Source organism: Cupriavidus pauculus, from assembly GCF_002858765.1.
Taxonomy (GTDB): domain Bacteria; phylum Pseudomonadota; class Gammaproteobacteria; order Burkholderiales; family Burkholderiaceae; genus Cupriavidus; species Cupriavidus pauculus_B.
In genome coordinates, this window is record NZ_PJRP01000013.1 from 75,191 (window position 1) to 100,417 (window position 25,227).

General features: G+C 67.2%; 19 protein-coding genes. 9 read left to right on the forward strand and 10 right to left on the reverse strand.

Annotation, left to right across the window (positions count from 1 at the left end; translation table 11 throughout):
* Positions 1-14: 14 nt before the first annotated feature.
* The 3 genes from CYJ10_RS23465 to CYJ10_RS23475 form a co-directional block, all read right to left on the reverse strand.
* Entirely contained in the window at positions 15-1,232 is a 1,218-nt protein-coding gene (locus tag CYJ10_RS23465) for a bifunctional alpha/beta hydrolase/OsmC family protein (RefSeq protein ID WP_101683854.1), read from the reverse strand.
* 101 nt (positions 1,233-1,333) lie between these two features.
* Positions 1,334-4,240, reverse strand: a complete 2,907-nt coding sequence (locus CYJ10_RS23470; protein WP_101683855.1) for an HD domain-containing phosphohydrolase — start codon at positions 4,238-4,240, stop codon at positions 1,334-1,336.
* A 39-nt stretch (positions 4,241-4,279) separates the two neighbouring features.
* On the reverse strand, positions 4,280-5,203 hold the full coding sequence (locus tag CYJ10_RS23475) for a LysR family transcriptional regulator (protein WP_101683856.1): 924 nt from the start codon (positions 5,201-5,203) through the stop codon (positions 4,280-4,282).
* A 114-nt stretch (positions 5,204-5,317) separates the two neighbouring features.
* Here CYJ10_RS23475 and CYJ10_RS23480 point away from each other — a divergent pair, with 114 nt between their 5' ends.
* Both CYJ10_RS23480 and CYJ10_RS23485 read left to right on the forward strand, forming a co-directional pair.
* On the forward strand, positions 5,318-6,058 hold the full coding sequence (locus tag CYJ10_RS23480; RefSeq protein WP_101683857.1) for an SDR family oxidoreductase: 741 nt from the start codon (positions 5,318-5,320) through the stop codon (positions 6,056-6,058).
* Between the two features lie 238 nt (positions 6,059-6,296).
* Positions 6,297-6,818, forward strand: a complete 522-nt coding sequence (locus tag CYJ10_RS23485) for a MarR family winged helix-turn-helix transcriptional regulator (protein ID WP_101683858.1) — start codon at positions 6,297-6,299, stop codon at positions 6,816-6,818.
* A 39-nt stretch (positions 6,819-6,857) separates the two neighbouring features.
* On the opposite strand, the gene CYJ10_RS23490 is transcribed toward CYJ10_RS23485, so the two are convergent.
* Positions 6,858-7,343, reverse strand: coding sequence for a hypothetical protein (locus tag CYJ10_RS23490; RefSeq protein WP_146002102.1), 486 nt, complete (start codon positions 7,341-7,343; stop codon positions 6,858-6,860).
* Between the two features lie 334 nt (positions 7,344-7,677).
* Between CYJ10_RS23490 and CYJ10_RS23495 the strand changes: the two genes are divergently transcribed.
* The gene (locus tag CYJ10_RS23495; RefSeq protein WP_180863037.1) at positions 7,678-8,034 is read left to right on the forward strand and encodes a DUF883 family protein; all 357 of its coding nucleotides are present in this window, start codon (positions 7,678-7,680) and stop codon (positions 8,032-8,034) included.
* A 54-nt stretch (positions 8,035-8,088) separates the two neighbouring features.
* On the opposite strand, the gene CYJ10_RS23500 is transcribed toward CYJ10_RS23495, so the two are convergent.
* Entirely contained in the window at positions 8,089-9,033 is a 945-nt protein-coding gene (locus CYJ10_RS23500) for a LysR substrate-binding domain-containing protein (RefSeq protein ID WP_101683954.1), read from the reverse strand.
* Between the two features lie 111 nt (positions 9,034-9,144).
* Between CYJ10_RS23500 and CYJ10_RS23505 the strand changes: the two genes are divergently transcribed.
* The gene (locus tag CYJ10_RS23505; protein WP_101683861.1) at positions 9,145-10,404 is read left to right on the forward strand and encodes an MFS transporter; all 1,260 of its coding nucleotides are present in this window, start codon (positions 9,145-9,147) and stop codon (positions 10,402-10,404) included.
* Positions 10,405-10,489: 85 nt separating this feature from the next.
* On the opposite strand, the gene CYJ10_RS23510 is transcribed toward CYJ10_RS23505, so the two are convergent.
* From CYJ10_RS23510 to CYJ10_RS23530, 5 genes are all read right to left on the reverse strand, one after another.
* On the reverse strand, positions 10,490-13,612 hold the full coding sequence (locus CYJ10_RS23510; RefSeq protein WP_101683955.1) for an efflux RND transporter permease subunit: 3,123 nt from the start codon (positions 13,610-13,612) through the stop codon (positions 10,490-10,492).
* A 10-nt stretch (positions 13,613-13,622) separates the two neighbouring features.
* Positions 13,623-14,822 (reverse strand): efflux RND transporter periplasmic adaptor subunit, encoded by a 1,200-nt coding sequence (locus CYJ10_RS23515; RefSeq protein WP_101683862.1) that lies wholly within the window; start codon positions 14,820-14,822, stop codon positions 13,623-13,625.
* Complete coding sequence (locus CYJ10_RS23520) at positions 14,806-16,170, reverse strand: TolC family protein (RefSeq protein ID WP_374703298.1); 1,365 nt, start codon at positions 16,168-16,170, stop codon at positions 14,806-14,808. The genes CYJ10_RS23515 and CYJ10_RS23520 overlap by 17 nt, the downstream gene beginning before the upstream one ends.
* A 290-nt stretch (positions 16,171-16,460) precedes the next feature.
* Entirely contained in the window at positions 16,461-17,303 is an 843-nt protein-coding gene (locus CYJ10_RS23525) for an HpcH/HpaI aldolase/citrate lyase family protein (RefSeq protein WP_101683863.1), read from the reverse strand.
* Positions 17,304-17,316: 13 nt separating this feature from the next.
* Positions 17,317-18,489 (reverse strand): CaiB/BaiF CoA transferase family protein, encoded by a 1,173-nt coding sequence (locus CYJ10_RS23530; protein ID WP_101683864.1) that lies wholly within the window; start codon positions 18,487-18,489, stop codon positions 17,317-17,319.
* A 154-nt stretch (positions 18,490-18,643) separates the two neighbouring features.
* Between CYJ10_RS23530 and CYJ10_RS23535 the strand changes: the two genes are divergently transcribed.
* The 5 genes from CYJ10_RS23535 to CYJ10_RS23555 all read left to right on the forward strand — a co-directional run bounded on the left by CYJ10_RS23535 (position 18,644) and on the right by CYJ10_RS23555 (position 25,112).
* The gene (locus tag CYJ10_RS23535; protein WP_101683865.1) at positions 18,644-19,579 is read left to right on the forward strand and encodes a LysR substrate-binding domain-containing protein; all 936 of its coding nucleotides are present in this window, start codon (positions 18,644-18,646) and stop codon (positions 19,577-19,579) included.
* Between the two features lie 123 nt (positions 19,580-19,702).
* Entirely contained in the window at positions 19,703-21,361 is a 1,659-nt protein-coding gene (locus tag CYJ10_RS23540; protein ID WP_101683866.1) for an MFS transporter, read from the forward strand.
* Positions 21,358-22,575 (forward strand): HlyD family secretion protein, encoded by a 1,218-nt coding sequence (locus tag CYJ10_RS23545; protein ID WP_257993486.1) that lies wholly within the window; start codon positions 21,358-21,360, stop codon positions 22,573-22,575. The genes CYJ10_RS23540 and CYJ10_RS23545 overlap by 4 nt, the downstream gene beginning before the upstream one ends.
* Positions 22,572-23,999 (forward strand): efflux transporter outer membrane subunit, encoded by a 1,428-nt coding sequence (locus CYJ10_RS23550; protein WP_101683867.1) that lies wholly within the window; start codon positions 22,572-22,574, stop codon positions 23,997-23,999. The genes CYJ10_RS23545 and CYJ10_RS23550 overlap by 4 nt, the downstream gene beginning before the upstream one ends.
* Before the next feature lie 144 nt (positions 24,000-24,143).
* Positions 24,144-25,112 (forward strand): tripartite tricarboxylate transporter substrate binding protein, encoded by a 969-nt coding sequence (locus CYJ10_RS23555; RefSeq protein ID WP_101683868.1) that lies wholly within the window; start codon positions 24,144-24,146, stop codon positions 25,110-25,112.
* Positions 25,113-25,227: the final 115 nt, after the last annotated feature.

Here is a 25,227-nt window from a genome sequence, read left to right on the forward strand (position 1 = left end):
TGTCCTGGGCGTGGCTAGGCCTGCCGCGTATCGATGCGGACTTCGGACTGCAGTGTGCGATGCACCGGGCATTTGTCGGCGATGGCCATCAGCGACGCCTGCTGCTCCGCCGTCAGCTCGCCGCTGATCGCGATGCGCCGCTCGATCCGATCCACCATGCCCACGGTGGTCTCGCAGGCAGCGCAGTCCTTCGCATGGATTTTTTCGTGCCGCAACTGCACGGCCACGTGCTCCAGCGGCAAGGCCTTGCGTTCGGCATACATGCGCATCGTCATCGACGTGCACGCCCCCAGCGCCGACAACAACAGTTCATAGGGATTCGGGCCGGCATCGTCGCCGCCCAGCGCGGCGGGCTCGTCGGCAACGAATTCATGGCCGCCCACGCGCACGGTCTGCTGGTATCGGCCCCGGTGGCGCTCCGCCACCACCACTACGCCGGGCTCGGGAATCTCGGCCTGCACGTCCTCGGCCAGCGTGGGCAGGTAGTGCTGCGACCACGCGGCAATCATGCTGGCCGCATAGGCCGCGCCGGCGCGGTTCTGCAGCAGGTGGTCGGCGCCCTCCAGCGCCACGTAGCTCTTGGGCTGCGCGGCGGCCTCGAAGATCTCCAGCCCGTTCGCCACCTCCACCGTATCGTCGGTTGGCGACTGCAGCACCAGCAGCGGCTTGCCAAGGTGGGCCACTTCATCGAGCAGCGTATGGCTGGACACATCGTCGATGAACTGCCGCGCGATGCGGAACGGCCGCCCCGCCAGCTTCACCTCCAGTTCGCCCTCGGCGCGAATGCGCTCGACGTTGTCGCCCAGCAGCCCCAGCACATGGCGCGGGTCGCTGGGCGCGGCGATCGTGACCACGGCCTTTAGCTCGGGCAGGCGGCGGGCCACGCCCAGCACGGCGGCACCGCCCAGGCTATGACCGATCAGCAGCGTGGGCGCCTGGCCGCGTGCGCGCATGTACATGGCCACCGCTTCCAGGTCGGCCAGGTTCGACGAGAAATTGGTGCTGGCGAAATCGCCCTCGCTGGCGCCGATGCCCGTGAAATCGAAGCGCAGCACGGCAATCCCCTGGGCCGTCAATGCCCGCGCGATGCGCGTGGCGGCCAGGCTGTCCTTGCCACAGGTAAAGCAGTGCGCGAACAGCGCGTGTGCGCGGACCGTGCCATCGGGCCACTCCATCCGGCCGGACAACGTGCCGCCCTGGCTGCCGGGAATTTCGATCTTTTCGACGCTCATCACCGCCCCCTCGAAACGCGTTGCGCGAACTTCCGAAGCATAGTCCACGCGCCGGCTTCGCGTGAGGGGCACCTTCGGCGTGGTGGCCTGACGCTTGCGGCTCAGGCCATGTCGACCAGGGCCGGGTCCATATAGCGCTCGGCGTAGGTGCGGTGGATGCCGGCCGCGATGAACAGGTCGAACAGCTCGGCATCGATATGCTGCTGGTCGCGCAGCCGGGTCATGATGCCCACGGCATCCGACAGCGTCTTGGCCTTCTTGTACGGGCGATCGGCCGCCGTCAATGCCTCGAAGATGTCGGCGATGCCCATCATCCGGGCCAGCGGGCTCATCTGGTCGCGCTTGAGGCCGCGCGGATAGCCGGTGCCATCCATCTTTTCATGGTGCCCGCCCGCAATCTCAGGCACGTCGCGCAGATGCTTCGGAAACGGCAGGCGCGACAGCATGATCTGGGTCTGCACGATGTGGTCCTCGATCTTGAAGCGCTCCTCGGCGGTCAGCGTGCCGCGCGATATCGTCAGGTTGTGCAGTTCGCCACGATCGTAGAGATACTGGGGGGTGCGAAGCCGGAAGCCCCAGGGATTGATGTCGGCGATGTGGTCCCGTGCGACACGTTCGATCCGGTGATCGGGCCGGTCGGCCAGCAATGGCTCCAGCACCGGCAGCGGTGCGGCGGGGACGCTGCCCCGGCGGGCCAGTTCCTCGTGCGAGACGCCAAGCCGGTCATCAAGCGTGCGCCGCCAGGTCCGCGTGGCGATCTGCCGCAGGCGCGCCTGGTCTTCGGCATCCATCTGCTCGCCGCCCACATTGCACGACGCCACGAACGCGAATTCCTCGTCGAACTGACGCAGCAGCGCATCGCGCCGCGCGCGTGCGGCCTGCGGGTCCTCGCCACCGGCCGCGGCCTCCAGGCAGTCGATCTCCGCATCGCGCTTCAGCACCTCGAAGCGCATGCGCACTTCGTGGATGCGGTCGTGCAGCGTTTCAAGCTTGGTGGCCTTGTCGATCACGTAGTCGGGCGTGGTGACCTTGCCGCAATCATGCAGCCAGGCGGCCACGTGCAGCGCCTCCCATTGGGCATCGTTCAACTGGAACGACTGGTACGGCCCGTCCGTGGCATCGCACGCGGCCCTGGCCAGCATCTTGGTCAGTTCCGGCACCCGCGCGCAGTGGCCGCCGGTGTGCGGGCTCTTGGCGTCGATGGCGCCGGCCAGCAGGCGGATGAAGGCGTCGAACAGATCGCGCTGCGCCGTGGTGAGTTCGCCCACTTCCAGCGCGCCAGCCGACAGGCTGGCCATGGTGCTGGCAAACGCCAACTGCGCGGCCTCCATCGGCGTATCGCGCAGCACCAGCACGACGCCCAGCAGCGCGTGCTGCCGGTTGATCAGCGGAATGACGGCGGCGTGTACCGGCGCGGGTCCCGACAAGACCTCGAGCCGTGCGGCGGCCACGTCGGCCGATGTCAGATGGCCGGCGCGCGCCGTGCCTTCGCGCACGGCCGTGCGCACCAGCGCCAGGGTGTCCTGCGGCAGCGTCGCGTCCATCGTGGTCACCTCGGCGCCGCTGCGGTCGAAGCCCACGGCGGGGTTCAAGCCTTCGTCATTGACCGCCAGGTACAGCGCCCCCGCCTGCCCGCCCGCTGCGTTAAGCGTTTCCTGCAGCAACAGCGGCAGCAGCCGGTCCAGGCGATGCTCGGCCGATACGGCCCGCATCACATGCAGCATGCGCTGGATGGTGCCGCGCATCTGGTCCATCGTCGCGGCCAGATCGTTCACTTCGCCAATATGCGAGCGCACCGAAACGGGCCGCACGAAATCGAAGCGGCGGATGGCGTCGGCCTCGGCGGCCAGCGATTGCAGCGGCCGCGCCACGCTGCGCGCCACCAGCCAGGTGACCGGCAACGCCAGCAGCAGCACCAGCCCCGTCAGCGCCATGCCCCAGGCGGCCTGCTGCCGGGCGTCGTGCAGCAGTTCCGCCTGCGGAATGGCCGACACCAGCAGCAGGGAATTGGGGTCCTTGACGTCCAGCACGTCAATCGACGTGTACCAGTCTTCGCCATCGGCACGTTCCAGCAGCATGGGATGCGCGGCGGCGTGCGAATCGCCGGGCGCCGCCACCTTGGCGGCAATGCCGGTGAGCACGGATAGACCGTAATCCTCGGGGCGGCCCGCAGGATTCAAGATCACCGTATCGGGCGCGGCCACGGATTCGGGCGTCGTGCGATTGATGGCCACGAGCGCGCCCTTCCGGTCGAGCAGCGCCAGCACCGCGCGCGGCGTCAGCGATTCGTGGTTCAGCAGTTGCCCCAGCGCGTCCAGCCGGAAATCGCCGCCGACCACGGCCTGGCGGTCAGCGGAGCGCACGGCCAGCGTGGCGCCGGACTCCCGGTCGGAATAGAACATGTACGGATCGGTGCGCACCACCGTTTCCGATGCCATGGCCGCGGTGTACCAGGGCCGCGTGCGCGGGTCGTAACGGGCAGCAAAGTCGGCGGCGTCGGCTTCGCCGATCAGGCGCAGGTCCGCGCCCAGATACAGGTAGCGTCCAACCACGCGCCTCGTGTCGCGTTCCACACTCTGCACCAGGAATGCCGCGCTTGGCGGCGCCTTGTAGGCGGCGCGCTCGCCTTCGTCGCGCAACGGGCGCATATAGAAGAAGCTGCCGTCCGCGTAGCCAATGAACAGGGCTTGCAGGATCGGCGAGCTTTCCAGCGCGTCGCGCATCAGCGCCATGCGCTGCTTGCGCTGCGTCTGCGACGTGGCATCGGCCAGCGAACTGTGGCTGAGCAGCCTGACGGCCATCTGGGCGGGCCGCAACAGGTTCTCGACTTCCTCCAGGCTCTCGCGGCTGACGCGTTGGGTGGTGTCGGTCACCGACCGCTCCAGCGCGGCCTTGGTCATCGCGTAGTTGATGCCGCAGACCAGCGCCCCCACCAGCAGCACCAGCGAGCCAAACCACGTCCAGATATGGAGATGGAGCGGCACGCTCCGTCGCACTGCCGTTGCCATACAGCCCTCCCGATGTGGGGTGCTTCGTGAAATGACAGTTCAGCGTCCGTCGAATCTGCGTGCCAGGCCCTTGCGCTGGAAAGCATCGACGATGAATTCGATGAACACGCGCGTCTTGGGCGGCAGCAGCTTGCGGTTGGGATAGTAAAGCGCAAGTGGGCCGTTGTCAGCACACCAGCCCGGCACCAGGCGCACCAGGGCGCCGCGTTCCAGCCACGGCGCGGCGTGCGGCATCGGCAGCAGCGCCACGCCCAGCCCCTGCATCGCGGCATGGGCCATGGCTTCCGGGTCGTCGAAGATCAGTCGGGTACGCGGCTCGGCCAGGGCTTCCTCGCCAATCTGGTTGCGCAGATTCCACAGCCGCAGGCGGCCGGTGGAGGCAGACCGGCGCACGATGCCGTCGAACGCCGACAGGTCGGTCGGATGCTTCGGCAGCGTCCGCCCTTCCAGATAGGCCGGCGAGGCTACCGCCACCACGTACGTTCGCGCCAGTTCGCGCGCCACCACGCCCTCGGTCAGTTCAATGCCGCCGCCGATGGCCGCATCAAAACCGCCGGCGATCAGGTCCACGCTCCGGTTCTCGAAATGCCAGTCCGGAACGATGGCCGGATACATCGCCAGAAACTCGCCGAGCAACGGCACCAGGTATTCGCGGCCAAACGCGACGCCCATGCTGACCTTCAGCACACCAGCCGGCTTGCCGTCGTCCTGGGCGGCGCTGGCAAACGCATCGCGCAAGGTGGAATAGGGGTCGGATACCTGTCGGAAGAACTGCTCCCCGCCCAGGGTCAGCGTGAGCTTGCGCGTGCTGCGCTGGAACAGCCGCAGGCCGAGATGGTCCTCCAGCCGGGCCACGTTCTTGCTGACCGCGGCGGGCGTCAGACCGAGCCGGCGGGCCGCAGCCGAAAAGCTGCCGCTTTCGGCACTCTGGATAAACGATTCGAGCAGGTTCAGGGCTTCCATGGCCGCAAGCTTATACCAACGGTTGAAAAAGTTGATCCGTATTTATGACTACCGGTAGGGGATCGCAAAAACCATACTTCGCTCATCAACCCCTCACCTGAAAGGAAATCGATCATGACCTCGCTCTCCAACAAAGTTGCCTTCGTTACCGGCGGTTCACGCGGCATTGGCGCCGCAGTGGTGCGCCGCCTGGCCCGCGACGGCGTTGCCGTCGCCTTTACGTACCAGAGTTCCGGCGCCGCCGCGCAGGAACTGGTGGAATCGATCCAGGCGGCCGGCGGCCGGGCCAAGGCCTACCGCGCCGACGCGGCCGACGCCGCCGCGCTCACCGGTGCCATCAACGATGCTGCCATCCATTTCGGCCGGATCGACATCCTGGTGAACAACGCCGGCGTGCTGTTCCTGGGCGCGGTCGAGGATTTCTCGCTGGATGACTTCGACAAGACGCTGGCGGTCAACGTGCGCGCCGTGTTCGTGGCTAGCAAGGCCGTGCTGTCGCACATGGGCGAAGGTGGCCGCATCATCAACATTGGCAGCACCAACGCCGACCGCATGCCGTTCGCCGGTGGCGCCGCCTACGCCATGAGCAAGTCTGCCCTGAAGGGCCTGGTGCAAGGCCTGTCGCGCGACCTCGGCCCGAAGGGCATCACGGTCAACAACGTGCAGCCCGGCCCGGTCAACACCGACATGAACCCCGAGAACTCGGACTTCGCCACGTCGCTGCACGGCCTGATGGCCTTGCCGCGCCACGGGCACCCGGATGAAATCGCGAGCATGGTCGCCTACCTGGCAGGCCCTGAGGCCAGCTTCGTGACCGGTGCCAGCCTGAACGTGGACGGCGGCTTCGCAGCGTAATACCGGTTACCGGCCGTGCAGCCCGATCAGCCCCTTATCGCCATGCGAATAAGGGGCTGACGGCCGTCATCCGGACGAGCCTCGTTGATGCCGCAATACAACAGGACAGTCCTCCGGTACGGTTACCCGTCGTCCGGCCACGACACGCAGCGCCACAAAGTTGCGAACAACAAGCGGTGTGAGACAATCGCAGGCGTTTTCCGGGCAATTTCCCGGCATACTTTTTGGCGCCCCGTACATGTCAAGCACCACCCAGCACACTCCGGTTACCCACGAAGGCATCGATCCCTGGTCGCATCTCGACGAAGCCGGCACCGGTCTGAACGTCAATGACTTCCTGACCACCATGCTGAGCCAGCTGGTGACGGCCTTGCGCAGCAGCGTGACCGAGCCCTATGCGACGCAGTTCGAGCTGACCGTGCCGGAATGGCGCATCCTGGCGCTGTTGGCGCACGGCGAGTCGATGTCTTTCGCGGAACTGGTGAAGCAGTCGACCTCGGACAAGGCGCTGGTCAGCCGCACGCTGCGATTGCTCGAAGACCGTGGCCTCGTCACGCTGGAATCGGAGGGCACGACGCCACGCAAGCGCCTGTCCTGCAAGATCAGCGATGCCGGGGCGGCCCTTCATGCGCAGGTGATTCCACTGGCGCGGCGCGGACAGGCTTCCGTAATCCGGCTGTTGACGCCCGAGGAACGGCAGGGGCTCTATACCGGCCTGCGCAAGCTGCACGGGATCTGCACCGGCGCCGGCAAGGACTAGCAGCGCGGCACCCGGTCAAGGCGCCGGCCGCGTCGACGGTCAGCGACGCCTGGTGACATGCTCCAGCACGCGATCCAGCTTGGCGTCCATCGTTGTCAGTTGCACCTCTACCTTGTTCAGGCGCTCGTCGGTTCGATCGGCTCGCACTTCCAGGCGCTCCAGCCGTTTGTCCATGGCAGCGAACATGCCGCCATAGCGCTGGTCCAGCGCAACCAGTTGGCCAGTGAACCGCTTGTCCATCTCGTCGAAACGCACATTGACCCGCTTGTCCAGTTCCTCGATGCTCCGCGTCACGGCAACCAGCTTGTCCGCCGTTGACGCGTTGATCGTGGTCGTGATGTAAAGCACGAACGTCACCCCCGCCCCAACCATGGCAAGGACGGGCGCCCACTCCGCCATGCCGTGGCGCCCGGGCCGCGGCCATTTTGTATCGCCAGATGCACGCGCCTTGCCGGCATACCGATCCGCATTGACGGCGTCGTGCGTACCGTCAGCTATCGCTGTTGCCGCTTCAAAAATCCCCATGATTGACCCCTGAACGAAGTTTGCCTGTCGGTGGCCCGCTCTGTTTTGGGCGGACTTCATCACACGGGGCAACCATACCGCAGCACCCGGCAATCCGATATCGTATTTGTCTCATCGCGCCCAGATTCAGATTGCTCTCATACGACGCACAGGCCGCAAAATGCAAGTGCGATCGTGGACTCCGAACCACCGTGCGCAAATTACAAAGGGCGGTAAGGCAGCGCTGCCATTGGCCGGATCAAATGGGCACGCGCCGCCCGCTGTCGAGCATTGGCCGCTGGTATGAAACCTGCGCCAGCAGATGTCCGCATACGCACCCAGCCAGGAGACGCCCATGGATGCCCTTGACCCCAACGACATCAACCCGTCCAACGCCCAGCAGAAGCTGCAGGCCGATACCCGGCAACTGGCCAAGGACCTGGACGATCTGCTGGCCCAATTGCCGAACCTGACCGGCGAGGCCATCCAGTCTGCCAAGCAGACCTTCCTGGCAAAGGCTGCCCAGGGATCCGACAAGCTGGCATCGATCAAGGCGTCGGTCACCGACAGCATGTCGCGTGGCCAGGAATGCGTGACCGACTATACGCACCGCGAGCCGATCAAGGCGCTGGGCATGGCCCTGGGCCTGGGCGTCCTGCTGGGCGCATTGCTATGCCGGCCGACCCGTCACGGCTACCACTACGACGAATGACGCGCGACGAATGATGCGCGACGCATGACGCGCAGACCATGACGCCAGCCTGACTCAGGCTGCCAGGGCGTCCTGCACCGGCGCGCCGGGCAGGGCGGCGCGCAGGATATCGGCAAGCCGCTCGACCTCGGGTGGCATCGCCGCCGACGCCCGCACCATGGCCAGCGACATCGACGGCAGCGCAGGCAGGCCATATTCCCCGGCCTGCAGCGCTCGCACGCCAGCGGGCAATCCGTAGCGCGACCGCACCGTCAGGCCAAGCCCCGCGGCAGCGGCGGCCCACAGTCCGCCAAGATTCGGGCTCGAAAACGTGATCCGCCAGGGAATGCCGGCGCGCTCCAGCGCAGCCATGGCGGCCGAATGAAACTGGCACGGGCGGTCGAAGGCCACCAGCGGCAGCGGTTCACCATCACCCGGCTGCCAGGGGAGCATCGCCGCCCCCTGCGCAGCGCCTACCCAGCACATCGGCACCTCGTCGATCCGTTCCACATGCCGATGCCCCATCGCATACCCGGCCAAGTCGTCGGACACGGCGGGATGCATGTCGGCCCACACCAGCGCCAGATCGCAGCGGCCGGTGTCGATCCGTTCGAGCAGGTCGGCGTTGCGTGACACCACGGCCTCGATCCGAACCTTCGGGTGGGCCCGCGCAAAGCGGCCCAGCACTTCGGGCAGCAAGCCTTCGCCGAATTCCTCCTGCAACCCCAGACGGATGCCGCCCGACAGGTCCACGCCGCGCACCGCGCTGACGGCTTCGTCATTCAACTCCACCAGGCGGCGCGCGTAGCCCAGCATCGCCTCGCCAGCGGCAGTAAGCGCCAACCCGCGCCCTGCCTTGCGAAACAGCGGCGTGCCAGCCTGTTCTTCCAGCTTGCGGATCTGGGCACTGATGGCCGACGTGGAACGACCGACGCGATCCGCCGCGCGGGCAAAGCTGCCCAGTTCCATGCCAGCCAACAGGCTGCGCAGCGCAGCCAGGTCGAGATTGGTTCGGGACATCGCAACCATCCTGTTTTATCGAACGAATCGTGAAGAATTTTCCGATTTTCAGGATGGATTCTCGGTGACAGACTGGATCGCGTCAAACGGCTCTGCAATCATCTGTCACCCATGACTTCACACACTGTTCCGCTTTCCGTACCGCCGGCCCGGCGCCTGACACCTTCCCATCGCTGGAAGGTATTGGGTGTGGGCGTGGCAGCCAACGCCAGCGTACTGGCCGCCGTGAGCGGTCTTCCAGCCACCGCAGTCTGGATGCGCACCGGCTATCAACTGGACACCGCGCAAGTCGGCCTGGCCGTCGGCGCAATCGGCCTGGGCACCGCGCTGTCCGAACTGCCCTGGGGCCTGGCCGCCGACCGTTGGGGCGACCGCCCCGTGTTACTCGGCGGACTGGCCGCGACCAGCGCGGCGTTGCTGGTGATGGCCCTGTGGCTGGCCCCCGCGCTCGGGCCGGCCTCGCACATCCCACCGCTGTCGTGGCTGGTGATGGCCATGACGCTGGTGGGGCTGGTGGGCGGCAGCGTCAACGGCGCCAGCGGTCGCGCCGTCATGCGCTGGTTCCATGAAGGTGAGCGCGGGCTTGCGATGAGCATCCGCCAGACCGCCGTGCCAATGGGCGGCGGCATTGGCGCGTTGACGCTGCCGTGGCTGGCATCGACATGGGGATTCGCCTGGGCCTACGGGTGGGTCGCGCTGCTGTGCGCCGTCTCTGCGGTGCTGACCTGGTGCTGGCTTCATGAACCGCCTGACTTCCAGGCCACGTCGGCGGCGCCGTTGCGCAGCCCCAATCCGCTCGGCCGGGCAAGCGTCTGGCGCATCGTGCTGGCCATCGGCCTGCTTTGCGTGCCGCAATTCGCGGTGCTGACATTCGCCTCGATCTTTCTCCATGACTACGCACATGCCGGGCTGGGTGCGATCACGGCCACGCTGGTCACGATCCAGGCGGGCGCCATGGCCACGCGCGTATGGAGCGGTCGGTGGACGGACCGGCATGGCAACCGCCGGGCCTATCTGCGTAGCTGCACACTTATCACTGTGGTTGCCTTCCTGTTGCTGGCCGCCTTCGTGCAGGGCAGCGCGACGGATGCCCGGCTGATGGCGCTGCTGCCCGTGGCGCTGGCGCTTGCGGGTATCGCGGTTTCGGCGTGGCACGGCGTGGGCTACACCGAACTGGCGGCCATGGCCGGCGCCGACCGCGCGGGCACCGCGCTGGGCATGGCCAACACCGTGGTGTTCTTCGGATTCTTCCTCACGCCGCTCGCATTGCCGCACTGGCTGGCGCTGACATCCTGGCCAGTGGTATGGGCTACGACGGCCGTCGTGGCCCTCGGCGTCTGGCCGCTCTTTCCACGGCCATCTGCCCGCTGAACCCGCCCTCTCCACCCCGCGGCGGCGGACCCAAAAAAAACCGGGGCGATTGCCCCGGTTTTTCTTGCTGGTTCACGCGTCCTGCTCAATTCGCCATCGAATCGTTCAGGCGGTTGTCGTGGTTCGACTGACCTTCCTCGTCCGGCCAGTTGCGGCCCACCATCCACTCGTAGAGCGTCGGCAGCACGATCAGCGTCAGCAGCGTGGCGGTAATCAGGCCGCCGATGATGACGATGGCCAGCGGACGTTGCGTTTCCGAACCGATGGCGCGCGAGATGGCCATCGGGAACAGACCCAGCATGGCCAGCATGGCCGTCATCAGCACCGTGCGCAGGCGGTCCATCGAGCCGGTCAGCACGGCCTGGCGCACCGGCATGCCTTCCTGGCGCAGCTGATTGAAGTAGGTCACCATCACCACCCCGTTCAGCACGGCCTGGCCAAACAGCGCAATAAAGCCGATGGCCGCCGACACCGACAGCGGAATGCCGGTCAGGAACAGCGCGAACACCCCGCCAATCAGCGCGAACGGGATGTTCGAGATGATCAGCGCCGCGCTCTTGAACGACTGGAAGGCGTTGAACAGCAGCAGGAAGATCAGCAGCACCGACAGCGGCACCACGATCGACAGCCGCGCCATCGCCCGTTCCTGGTTCTCGAACTCGCCTGACCAGCTGATCTTGACGTCCTCGGCGTTCACGTTCTTCTTCACCAGCGCCTGCATGTCCTTCACCACGCTGCCCATGTCGCGGTCGTGGATGAAGATGCCGATCGACGTGGTGCGCTGACCGTTTTCGCGGCTGATGTTCATCGCGCCGGACGCCGCCCGGAACGTCACCAGTTGCGACAACGGCACCTGCGCTCCATCGGCGGTCTGCATGAAGATGTTCGGCAGGTTCGGCAGTTCGCGCTCGCCCGGCTTCAGGCGCACCACCACGCTGAAGTGCTTCTCGCCCTCCCACAGTTCGGTGGCGGCCTTGCCGGCCAGCGCGCTTTCCATCAGGTCCTGCACGTCCGCCACGTTGATGCCGTAGCGGGCCGCCTGGGCGCGATCGAACTCCAGCACGTACTGCGGCAGTTCACCATCGCGGTCGATGAACGCGCGCATCACGCCCTTGACCGACTGCACGTTCGCCAGGATCTGGTCGGCCACCTTCTTGTTGTGTTCAAGGCTGTCGCTCTGCACCTTGATCACGATCTGGCCCTTGATCTGCGAGATGCTTTCCAGGATGTTGTCGCGCACCGGCTGCGAGAAGTTCGGCTCGATGCCCGGCAACTCGCGCAGGTTGTGGTTGATCTCGTTGATGATCTTGCGCTTGTCGAAACCCGCGCGCCATTGCTTGTCGGCCTTCAGGTCGACCAGGATCTCCACCGTGTTGATCAGCTTCGGATCGGTGCCGTCGTCGGGGCGGCCCACCTTGGAAATCGTGGTGTTCACTTCGGGCGTCTTGCGGATCACGTTGCGCAGGATGCGAGCCTGGTCGCGTGCCTCGTCCAGCGACACCGAAGCCGGCAGGTCGAAGCTGACCCACATCGAGCCTTCGTCAAGCTCGGGCAGGAATTCGCTGCCCAGGAACTTGCCCACGCCCACGGTCGCCACCAGCAGGCCCAGTGCAATGCCCACCACCGTCTTCTTGTTGTCCAGCGCCCAGGCCAGCATCGGCTCGTAGATGCGCTTGCAGTAGCGCACCACGAAATTGTCGTCGTGGGCGATGTTCTTGGTCAGCAGCAGGTGGCACAGCAGCGGCACCACGGTCAGCGACAGGATCAGCGAGCCGATCAGCGCCCCGGTCACCGTGTACGCCATCGGCGCGAAGATCTTGCCCTCGTGGCGCTGCAGCGTGAAGATCGGGATGTGCGCCGCGATGATGATGATCATCGAGAACACGGTCGGCCGTCCCACTTCGGTGGTGGCCTGCAGGATCGCGTAGAGCCGCGCCTTGTTGTCCTTGATCTGATGTTCCTTGAGTTCGCCCAGCCGCTTGAAGATGTTCTCGACGACGATCACTGCGCCGTCGACGATGATCCCGAAGTCCATCGCACCCAGCGACAGCAGGTTGGCCGGAATGCCCACCCACGTCAGGCCGATGAACGTCGACAGCAGCGACAGCGGAATCACCAGCGCCACGATGGCCGCCGCGCGCACATTCGCCAGGAACAGGTAGAGCACGGCCAGCACCAGCAGTGCGCCTTCCACCAGGTTGCCGAACACCGTGTGCAGCGTCTTGTCGATCAGCGTGGAGCGGTCGTAGTACGGCACGATCTTCACGCCCTTGGGCAGGATCTGCGTGTCCAGCAGCTCGATCTTCTGCTTCAGTGCCTCAAGCACCACCGACGGGTTCTCGCCCTTGCGCATCACCACGATGCCCGAGACGATGTCGTCCTCGTTGTCCTGGCCCATCAGGCCCTGCGGCGGCGCCGAGCCGATCTTCACCTCGGCAATGTCCTTGACCAGGATTGGCGTGCCGTTGTTCTCGGCCACCACCACGTTGGCGATATCGGCGGACGAGCGGAAGCTGCCCAGCGAACGCAGCAGGTACTGCTGGCGGCCATGCGCCACGGCCCCGCCGCCGGCATTCGAGTTGCCGCGCTGCAGCGCCGTGAACAGTTGCGACAGCGAGATCTTCGCGTCGCGCATGCGGCCCAGGTTGGGGTTCACCTCATACTGCTTGATCGAACCGCCAATCGTCACCAGGTCGGCCACGCCCGGCACCTGGCGCAGGTTCTTTTCCACCACCCAGTCCTGCAGCGTGCGCAGTTCCTGCGCCGTATAGCCCTTGCCGGTCAGGCGGAAGCGGAAGATCTCGCCGATGGCGGTGGACAGCGGCGCCAGTTCCGGCTGCACGCCGTCGGGCAAGTCCACGCTGCGCAGCCGTTCGATGATCTGCTGGCGCGCGGTGACGTCGGTGGCCTTGTCATTGAAGGTCACCATCATGAACGACAGGCCGAACTGGGTGTGCGAGAACACGCGCACCGAATTCGGCGTGCCGGCCAGGGCCGTTTCGATCGGAATCGTGACCTGGCGCTCCACTTCCTCGGCGGCGCGGCCCGGGTACAGCGTGATGATGTTGACCTGGATGTCCGAGACGTCCGGGAACGCCTCGATCGGCAGGTTCTTGAAGGCGGCCAGGCCGCCCGCAATAAAGATGATCAGGCCGAGCCAGACGAACAGCTTCTGGTGCAGCGCGAAATGAACGATACGTTGGATCATCGGGCCGCCCTTATTGCTTGGCGGTCGCGCGCGCGGCATTCACCGCGGTGGCGTCGCGCAGGATGTCCTGCAGATACAGATTGCCGTCCGTGATGACCACGTCGCCGGCCTTCAGGCCCGACACCACCTCGGTCGTGCCCGGCAGCGACACGCCCAGCTTGACCTCGCGGCGCTCGAACACGAACGGCGTGGCCGACGTGCGCACGAACACGTAGTTCTTGTTGTCGGCCAGGAACACCGCCTTGGACGGCACCGCAATGCCCTGGAACGACGCGGCCTGAAGCTTGGCCGTCACAAACATCTCGGCCTTCAGGCGACGGTCGGCGTTGGGCACCGCCAGGCGCACCTTCACGCTGCGCGACGCCGGATCGACATAGTCGGCGATCTTGACCACGGTGCCCGTGAACGTCTCGCCGGGATAGGCGGCGCTGACCAGCTGGACGTTGATGCCCGGCTTGAACAGGCCAAGGTCGGCCTCGGCGGCATCGAGCTGGGCCCACAGCGTGCTGGGATCGGTAATCAGGAACAGCGGCGAATTGGGCTGCTGGTCCGGGCGCACTTCCATGCCCGGGTTGATATTGCGCTCCACCACCAGGCCTTCGATCGGGCTGCGCAGCGCAAAGCGCTGGTTCACGGCATCGCCGCCGCCCGCGCCATACATGCGCAGCGCGGCCTGGGTGCGCGCCAGGTCGGCGGCGGCCCGGGCGTTGTCGGCCTGCGACTGCTCCAGGTCCTTCTGGGCGATCACGCCAGCCTGGTACAGCTCGCGCTGGCGGGCCAGGGCCTTGGCGGACACGGCGCTGTCGGCCGCGGCCTTGCGGGCGTCGGCCTGGGCCACGCCGTAGTCGGGCGACGTCAGCATGGCCAGCGCCTGGCCGGCCTTCACCGTGGCACCTGGCTGCACCATGATTTCCATCACGCGGCCCGCGAAGGGCGTGGCCACGCGCACGGTCTTGTCCTCGTTCCAGACCAGACGACCCGGCAAGCTCAGCATGCGGTCGCCACCGCTTTGCACGGGCTGCCCCACAACGCCGGACAGGGCCTTGACGCTGGCCGGATACGCGACGGTCTGGCCGCTGATCTTCGGCTCGTCATCGTTTTCCGGGACTTCCTTCTTGCCACAGCCGGCCAACGCCAGCGCGCACAGCGACACCACGGCGGCCATGCGGAAACGGCCGGAGAGAGACGGGAAATTAAGGGCGCGACGCATCAGTACGAACCTGGGGAAGCTTGTTGATATCGGATTGGGTGGATTGCAGCGCGGTCAGGTAGGCCGACAGGGCCTTGGCATAGTTGCCCTGCGCTTCCACGGCATCCACACGGGTCTGGCGCAGCGCGCGGCGTGCGTCCAGCAGGTCCAGCACGCCGCTGGCCCCCTTGGAATAGGCGAACTCGGCACTGTTGGCCACGCTCTCGGCGGCCGGCAGCACCGATTCACGCATCTGCTGCAGCGACGCCCGGGCGGCGTCCAGCTGCGCACGCAGCCGGCCGATCTCGTTCTGGGCTTCAAGCAGGATACGGTTCCGGTCATCCAGCGCGGCGTAGTAGTCGACCTCGGCACGGCGCGCCTCGCCACCGAAACTGTGGCGTACGAACAGCGGGATCGACACGAACGCGCCGTAGCTGTTGCCGCTCCCGGTGGTGTTGGCCTCCGAGACCGGATAGTGCTCGTACTGCACCCCGACGGTCACATCGGGCACGCGGCCGGCACGGGCCAGGTCGCGCTGCGACGCCGCCGCGGCCAGTCGGGCTTCGGCGGCGGTCACGTCCGGACGGCGCTGCAGCACCTCGGGATCGAACGGCGGCACCGCTGCATCGGGGGCCGGCCAGTCCGCCACCAGGCGGTTATCCATCAGCGTGCCGGGCACACCCATGGCCGCGGCCAGTGCGGCCTTGTCGCTGCTGTGGTCGGCAATCGCGGCGCGCAGGTCGGTCTGGGCGCGCAGCGTTTCAAGTTGAAGCTTGGTCACGTCGGCGCGCGACACATCGCCCGCCTTGAGCCGCGTCTCGTTGGCCTGCTGCGTCCGGCCGTAGAGCCCGACCGTCTCGGTCAGCACCTCCACGCGGGTCTGGCTGACCACCGCTTCGTACCAGGCCTGGTCCACGGCACCCAACTGCTGGGCCACCACGGCCTGGGTCTGTTCGCCGGCGGCGGCGCTGGCCTTGCGGGCAGCCTCGGTACGCAGGTTGCCCTTGTTGGCCGTCTCGATGACCTGGTCCACGCGGACAGTCGAATCCACCGTCTTGCTGCGCGGACTGCCAGCGCCCACGCCCAGGTGCGGATTGATATTGGCCACGCCCAGGCTCAGCACCGGGTTGGGCCGCTGGGAAGCAATCTGGATGTCGGCCTGGCTGGCCTCTTCGTTACGGCGCGCGGCGATGATGTCGCGGTTGCAGCGCAGCCCGTCAAGCCGGGCCTGCGCCAACGTCAGGGCAGCCTTGGCCGGCGGTGGCACGCAGGGGCCGTCTGGCGGCATCGGCTCGCTGGCGGCGTGAACAGCACTGGCCACCAGGGCAAGCAGCGTTGCCGCGGCGGCACGGGAAACAGGAAAATGCACGATCGGTCTGGCTCAATTCGACTTGCGGTCTGCAGTAAACGACCGTGCCAGCCGAATGGTGGACCGGGTAAGTGACTTTTATCGTTCTGTTTTACCCGGTGACCAGCCAATGATTCCCGCATGCATGGCGGCGCACGATCTCCCATGCGCATTTGACAGCAACCTGATTACAAACGGCTTTCATCCTGCCGATAAATTTCGACATTTGCATCGAACCCACCGGTCAGGGAAAACACCGATTGGCGCATTACCGATGCAAATGGCTGCATGGATGTTTTATTAACGGAACATTAACGAAGTGCCGCCGCGACAATACGCTGCGCACGTTCCAGCACCGGCCGGTCGACCATTTTCCCGTCCACCGCAATCGCGGCGCCCTGCGATGCGGCTGCCTGCTCCACCACGCGGCGGGCCCATGACAATTCGGTGTCCGACGGCGCCAGCGCTTCATGCACGCCGGCCACCTGGTTCGGATGGATCAGCAGCTTGGCGCCAAACCCGAAGCGACGCCCACGCAACGTATCGGCGGCCAGCGCCGCGGCGTCGCCAATGGCCGTGCAGACGCCATCCACCGGGGCCGGCAGGCCAGCCGCGCGGGACTGGAGCACCAGCGCACTGCGGCAGTAATGCAGCGGCAGGTCGTCGTCGCCCACGTCCAGGTCGAACATCAGGTCGATGCTGCCGAAGAGCAGGCGGGTGACGCCTGCCGCACGCGCCACATCGGGCAGGTCGGCAAACCCGGCGGCGGTTTCCAGCAAGGCGTGGCAGGGCGTATCCGGCAACACGGCACGAAGTGCGTTAAGCGACGCATTGCCGGCCTTGGGCAGCACGACGGTCTGAACCCCCTGCTTCCGGCAAAACGCCAGATCGTCGGCAAAGTACGTCGTATCCGCGCCATTCACGCGCAGCAGCAGCGCCACGCCAGCCGCGTCGGCCTGTTGCTGAAGTGCGTGCCAGGCATCACGCAATCCGTCACGCGCCGCTGCCTTGGCATCGGGGGCGACGGCATCTTCCAGATCGACGATCACGGCGTCGGCAGCCGCCGCGATGGCTTTGCCGATGCGCTCCGGCCGCGACGCCGGCACAAACAGATAGGTGCGCGGGACGCGCGCCTGGGCAGGAGTTGCGCTCATGGGCCCTCCCTCCTCAGACCACGCCATCGGCGTGCAGGCTGGCGATCTGCGCCGCGCTGCAGCCCACTTCGGCCAGGATGGCGTCGGTATGCTGGCCGACCCCCGGCACGGCATCCATCCGCGCATCGGTCATGCCCGGCGGCAGCAATGCCGGAATCGGTCCGGCCGGCGTGTCCACCTGGCGCCAGCGCTCGCGGGCGGCCAGTTGCGGGTGATTCCAGACATCGGCCATGGTGTTGACGCTGGCGTTGGCGATCCTGGCCTCTTCCAGGCGCTGCACCACCTCGGCGGCGCTGAGCCGGCCGAAGGCCTCGACGATGCGGGCGCGCAGCTGGGCGCGGTTGGCGCTGCGCAGGCTGTTCGTGGCAAACGCAGGTTGCGTGGCCAGATCCGGCTCCTGCAGCACCACCTTGCAGAACACCGCCCATTCGCGCTCGTTCTGCAGACCCAGCATCACGGTCTTGCCGTCGCCGGTCGGGAATGGCCCGTAAGGATAGATCGTGGCGTGGGCGGCACCTGCACGCGGTGGCGGCTCGGCACCCTCGAACGCGTAGTACATCGGAAAGCTCATCCATTCGACCATCGATTCGAGCATCGACACGTCGATGCGCTTGCCGCGCCCGGTCTGGCCCCGCTCGATCAGCGCCGCCAGCACGTTGCTGTAGGCGTACATGCCGGCGGCAATATCGGCCACCGAGGCGCCCGCCTTGACGCCTTCGTCCGGGGTGCCGGTGACCGACACGAAGCCCGACTCGCTTTGCACCAGCAGGTCGTACGCCTTCTTGTCGCGGTAGGGGCCGTCCCCGCCGTAGCCCGAAATATCGCAGACGATCAGGCGCGGATAGCGTTTCGACAGCGTTTCATAGTCAAGCCCCAGCCGCGCCGACGCCCCGGGCGCCAGGTTCTGCACCAGCACATCGGTCTTTTCCAGCAGCGCCTCCAGCACCGGCCCGGCGCCGGGCGCCTTGACGTCCAGCGTCAGGCTTTCCTTCGAGCGGTTGGTCCAGACGAAGTGCGACGACAGCCCTCGCACCCGGCCATCGTAGGCACGCGCGAAGTCGCCGGGGCCGGGACGTTCGATCTTGATGACGCGCGCGCCCAGGTCGGCCAGCTGGCGGGTGCAGAACGGCGCGGCAATGGCCTGTTCGAGCGAGACTACGGTGATGCCTTCAAGCGGTCTGGACATGGCAGTGTCGGGGGCGAAAGATGCGCATGGCGCGATGCCGACAATCTACCTGCCGGCGCCAGCCGTGTGAAATAGGGATTGCGGAAGGCACCATAAGTAGAATCAATACCCTGGCGTTTTCATATCTGATAAGTCGAGGGGGAGATCCGCAATCATGGACATCCGCGCCATGCGCTATTTCGTGGCCATCGTCGACCACGGCAGCCTGACCCGGGCCGCCGAGGTGGTGTGCGTGGCACAACCCGCGCTGTCACAGCAGCTGGCCGCACTGGAGGACGAGTTCGGCGTGCCGCTGGTACATCGCGGCGCCAAGGGCGTGCGCCCCACCGAAGCCGGCAAGACGCTCTACCGGCACGTGCGCAATATCCTGCGCCAGATCGAGATTGCCGGCGCCGACGTGCGCGTGGCCGGCACCGAGGTTTCGGGCACCGTGGCCATCGGGCTGCCCACCACGGCTGCCGCCGCCTTCGGCATGGCCCTAGTGCGTGCCGTGCGGCAGCGCTATCCGCAGGTGCGGCTGCAGCTGTTCGAGAGCATGAGCGGCTATATCTCCGAACTGCTCAACCAGAACCGGCTCGACTTTGCCATCCTGTTCCGCGACACGCCGTCGCGGGCGGTGGAACCCGAACCGCTGGCCAGCGAACCGCTCTACCTGATCGGCACGCCGCCCGGCCCGGCGCCGCGCGGCAAGGCCGCCGAGACGGTGGCGCTCAAGGCGCTCGACGACGTGCCGCTGGTACTGCCCAGCGGATCGCAGGGCCTGCGCGAGGTGGTGGAGCGGCGCTTTGCGCAGGCCGGCATCGGCCTGAACGTGGTGGCCGACCTCGATTCGTTGCCGTTCCTGCTGGCCGCCGCCCGCGAGGGGCTGGCCTGCACGATCCTGCCGGCCTCGTCGCTCGACGAAAGCGACGCCACCGTGCCGCGCCGGCGCATCGTGCCCGAATTGCGCCGCACGCTGTCGCTGTGCTGGCCGCGCGCGCTGCCACGCTCGAACGCGGCGGAAGCCGTTGCCGACGTCCTGCGCGACATCGTCAAGGAAAGAATTGCAGAAGGCGGTTCGTTGGCGCCACCGGCATTGCCATCCCGCTAGCACCCGGCGCCCGCCCGGCACAGCGCCCCCGGCCCCGCGCTTGCCACGGGCCGGTTCCTCCCGCATCATCGCCACATCCCACGTCGTTCGTCGACTGCCCGTTCGTCGCCTACCCAGTCAGCCATGGCAACTGCCAGCTACGAGTTCAAGCCGCATGAACGGCCGTCGATGCCGGGGTCGCCCGCCACGCCGGACCACCCCACGCCACGGCGCGTGGCGTACTTCTGCGTCGGGGTGCTGATCGGACTGACCGGCGGCTTCGGCAACGCGCTGGTGGTGGCCAACCTCAACAACATCCAGGGGGTGTTCGGCCTGTACAGCGACGAGGCCGCGTGGTTGTCCACGGTCTATGTCATGACCAATGTCTGCATGTCGATGCTGGTGATCAAGTTCCGCCAGCAGTACGGCCTGCAGCGGTTCACCAAGGTCTTCCTGCTGTCCTACGCGCTGATCACGGGCGCGCACCTGCTGACCCACACCTTCGCCACCGCCCTGCTGGCGCGCGCCGCCAATGGCATCGCCGCCAGCGGCATGTCCACGCTGGCGCTCTACTACATCATCCAGTCACTGCCGGCGCGGCATCGCATGCGTGCCGTGGTGATCGGCTTCGGCGTGCCGCAGCTGGCCACGCCGCTGGCGCGGACGTTTTCCACGGGCATGCTGGAAGCCGGCAACTGGCAGACGCTGTACCAGTTCGAGTTCGGCCTGTCGCTGCTGTCGCTGGTGACGGTGGCCCTGCTGCCGCTGCCGCCCAGCGAGCGGACCAAGGCCTTCGAGCCGCTCGACTTCGTCACCTTCGCGCTGTTCGCGCCCGGCATGGCGCTGCTGTGCGCGGTGCTGGGCCAGGGGCGCATCCTGTGGTGGACCGAGGCGCCCTGGCTGGGCTATGCGCTGTGCGGCGCCGTGATCCTGATCGCGGCGGCGCTGTGGATCGAACACAACCGCGTGAATCCGCTGCTCAATACGCGCTGGCTGGGCAGCATGGCGATCATCCGCTTTGCCGTGGTGGCCACCTCGGTTCGCATCCTGCTGTCCGAACAGCCGTATGGCGCGGTGGGCCTGCTGACGGCGCTGGGCATGGGCAACGACCAGCTGATTTCGCTCTATATCGTCGTGTCGATGGCCACGGTGGCGGGCATCGCCGCCAGCGCCCTGACCCTGAATCCGCAGAACCTGGGGCGGCCGATCCGCATCTCGCTGATCCTGATCGCCATCGGCGCGTTCATCGACGCCGGCGCCACCAACCTGACGCGCCCGCAGAACATGTACTTCACGCAGTCGCTGATCGCGTTTGCCGCGGTCTACTTCCTGGGGCCGACGCTGCTGATCGGCATGGGCAGTGCGCTGCAGCGTGGCATGAGCCATTTCGTCAGCTTCTCGGCGCTGTTCAGCATCACGCAGTCGCTCGGCGGGCTGGCCGGGTCTGCGCTGCTCGGCACGTTCCAGACCTGGCGCGAGAAATTCCATTCGCATGCGCTGGTGCAGGGCATCAGCCTGTCCGACCCGCTCGACGCCGCGCGCATACAACTGCTGGGCAACGTCTACAGCCGCGTGCTGGCCGACCCCGTGCTGCGCCAGACCGAGGGCGCCATGGTGCTGGCGCAGCAGATCACGCGCGAAGCCAACGTGCTGGCGTTCAACGACGTGTTCCTGGTGATCGGCATCCTGTCCACCGTCACCTTTGTCTGGCTGCTGGCGCTGTACCTGAACAGGGTGGTGCCGGGCCATGTTCCAGAAAAGAAGCCACCGCCACCGTCGTCATCCACGGAGAAAGGCACTTGACCCCACCGCCCGACTCGCCCGGTCCGTCCGACGCTTCACGTCCGCCGGGTGCTCCCGACCGGCCGGATCCGCCCGATCGTCCCGCCGCCCCGCCGCCTGGCCACAAGCCCGAACGGCTCGAAGACCCGGTGGAAATCGAGGCCGCACCCAAGGGCTGGGCGCCGCCGCGCGGGTCGCGCCGGCTGACCGTGCTGATCGTTGTCGGGGCACTGGTCAGCGTGCTGATCATCCTCTACGCATGGGGCCTGCCGCCGTTCTCGCCGTCGATCCAGAGCACCGACAACGCCTATGTGCGCGGCCAGACCACGATCATCAGCCCGCAGGTGAGCGGCTATGTGACCGAAGTGGCGGTGCATGACTTCGACCTGGTCAAGACGGGCCAGGTACTGCTGCGCATCGACGACCGCATCTACAGTCAGCGCGTGGCACAGGCGCGCGCATCGCTGAACACCCAGATCGCCAACCTGGCCAATGCAGACCAGACCCAGCGCGCCCGCGAGGCCACCGTGAAGTCGCAACTGGCCAATGCCGACAACGCCCGCGCCCAGTTGCTGCGCGCCCAGGCCGACATGAAGCGCGTGGACGAGCTGGTGGCCGACGGATCGGTGTCGCTGCGCGAGCGCGACCAGACCCGTGCCGCGCTGCGCCAGGCCGAAGCCGCCGTCGAGCAGTCGCGCGCCGCGGTGGAGATTGCCCGCCAGGACGTGGAAGCCATCATCGTGGGCCGCGAGGGCCTCAAGGCCGCCGTGGAGCAGGCGCGGGCCGCCCTGCAACTGGCCGGGATCGACCTGTCGAACACCATCGTCAACGCGCCCCAGGACGGCCGGCTCAGCCAGATTGGCGCGCGCCTGGGCCAGTACGTGACATCGGGTACGCAACTGATGTTCCTGGTGCCGCCGCAGCGCTGGGTCATTGCCAACTTCAAGGAAGCCCAGACCGCTCACATGGCGCCCGGCCAGCACGCCACATTCCGCGTGGACGCGCTGGACAACGCGCGCCTGACTGGCCGCGTGGAGCGCCTGTCCCCGGCAGCCGGTTCCGAATTCGCGGTGATCGTGGCCGATAACGCCACGGGCAACTTCGTCAAGGTGGCGCAGCGCATCTCGGTGCGCATTACCATCGACCCAGACCAGCCGATGGCGGAGCGCCTGCGTCCGGGCATGTCGGTGCAGGCCGAAGTCGACACCAGCACCAACCGGCCGCCAACGCGATGACACACTGGCCCAGCCCGTCTCGTTGCACCGCGCTGCGCGTCACGCGCCGCGTCGTGCTGCCCGCCATCGCCCTGCTGCTGGCCGGATGCATGGGCCCGCGCCCGCCCGTGCCGGAGCCCCTTGCGCCGCCGCTTGCCTGGCGCGTGGACCCGGGCCCCACCGCCACCATCGAGCGCGAATGGTGGCAGACCTACGGCGACCCGGCGCTGACCGCGCTGGTGGCCCAGGCGCTGGGTCAGAACGACGACATCGCCATCGCCGTGACGCGCGTGCGCCAGGCCGATGCGCAGGCGCGCATCGCACGTGCCGAGCTGTTCCCGACGCTGGACTTCACGGCCGGCGGCACGCGGGCCCGGGCCATCAACGCATTCGGGGTGGCCGGCACGGTCAACACCGGGCAGCTGGTGTTCGATGCCTCCTACGAGGTCGACCTGTTCGGCCGTATCCGCGATGCGGTGGGCGCCGCGCGCAACAGCCTGCTGGCCAGCGAGGCGGCGCGCGACACCACCATCCTGTCCGTGTCGGCCGCCGCCGCGCGCGGGTATATCACGCTGCGGGCGCTCGATGCCCAGCTCGAAGTAGTGCGCCAGACGCTGACATCGCGCGCCGACGCGCTGCGGCTGGCGCGCGACCGCGCCCGGTCCGGCTATACGTCCCAACTCGAATACGAACAGGCGCGGGCGGAATATGAATCGACCGCCCAGGCGGTGCCTCAGGCCGAACTGGCCGTGGCACGGCAGGAAAACGCGCTGGGCGTGCTGGTCGGCAACCCCGATGCGGGCGCCATCGCGCGCGGCCTGCCGTTGCAGGCGCTGCAGCAGCCGTCCGTACCGGCGGGCCTGCCCTCCGAACTGCTGCGGCGGCGGCCCGACATTGCCCAGGCCGAATACACGCTGGCGGCTACCGATGCCAGCCTGTCCGCCGCCCGCAAGGCCTACCTGCCGCGCATTCCGCTGACGGCCTCGGGCGGACTGGTCTACGCGACCGGGCTGGCCAATCCGATCCGTATCTGGACGCTCGGCGGCAGCGTGCTGGCACCGCTGTTCGAGGGCGGGCGCATCGTGGCCGGCGCCGACGCCGCCGCCGCGCAACGCGACGAGGCCGCCTATGCCTACCGACGCGTGGCGCTGACCGCCTTCCGCGAGGTCAATGACAACCTGGCCGCCGTGCAGAAGCTTGGCGAGCAGGAAGCGCGGCTGCGCGAGCAGCGCGACGCACTGGCAGCCGCGCTGCGCCATGCCACCAACCGCTACCGCGCCGGGTACTCGCCCTATCTGGAACAGCTCGACGCCCAGCGCCAGCTGTTCAGCGCGGAACTGAACCTGATCCAGACCCACGCCGACCGCCTGAATGCCAGCGTGGCCTTGTACCAGGCCATGGGCGGCGGCTGGCAGCCGGCACAGGACGCCACCGCCACACAGTAGGGCGCGCGGCCAGCCAATAAGAAAAGCTTATGGCACCAGTCGCCGATTGAATTTCTCCTGCGTGCGGGGCTGGGCTAGAGTGAGCGCCACAACACCCGGCAAAACCCCATAACACCGGCCGGGCCGCATTCATCAGGAGACAGCATGACCCGTACCCTTCGCGCCCTGGCAGGCCTGGCGCTGGCGGCAGCCGCCATCGGCCACGCCCAGGCAGACACTTATCCATCGAAGCCGATCCAGATGATCGTGCCGCAGGCACCCGGTGGCTCCAACGACATCGTCGCGCGGCTGGTGGCGGCCGACCTGTCGCAGCGCATCGGCCAGCAGGTGGTGGTGGAAAACCGCCCCGGCGCCGGTGGCAACATCGGCACGCAGACTGCGGCACGCGCCACACCCGACGGCTATACGCTGCTGATGACCATCAGCAGCACGCAGGCCATCAACCCGTCGCTGTATCGCAGCGTGCCGTTCGACCCGGTCAAGGATTTCGAGCCGATTTCGCTGGTGGCCACCGTGCCCAACGTCCTGGTGGTGAATCCGGCGTTCCCGGCCAAGTCGATGTCGGAACTGATCGCCATGGCCAAGGCCAAGCCTGACTTCTATCGCTACGGCTCGGCCGGCAACGGCACGCTGAACCACCTGCTGGGCGAGATGCTGAACACGACGGCCGGCATCAAGCTGGAGCACGTGCCCTACAAAGGCGTGGCGCCGGCACTGAACGACGTGCTGGGCAACCAGGTGCCGATGGCGTTCGCAAGCCTGCCGTCGGTGCTCTCGCACATCAAGGCCGGCAAGGTGCGCGCCCTGGGCGTCAGCTCGGCCAAGCGGTCGCCGTTCGCGCCCGACATCCCGGCCATCGGCGAGACCGTGCCCGGCTATAGCGGCGACCTGTGGGTCGGCCTGTTCGCGGTGCGCGGCACGCCGAAGGAAGTCGTCCAGAAACTGTCCACGGCCATGCAGGCTGCGCTGGCCGACAAGTCGCTGCGCGACAAGCTGGCCGCCCAGGGCGCCGAAACGCTGGGCGGCACGCCGCAGCAGCTGGCCACCACCCTGCGCACCGATATCGACAAGTGGGCGAAGATCGTCAAGCAATCGGGCGCCCAGGTGGACTGAACCGCCGCCCCATCGACGCACAAATCCCTTAATGCCGCAACCACGGCCTGCCGTGGTTGCGGCATTGTCGTTTTTGCCTGACGGCTGTCACCAGATCAAACGACACCGCTGTGGC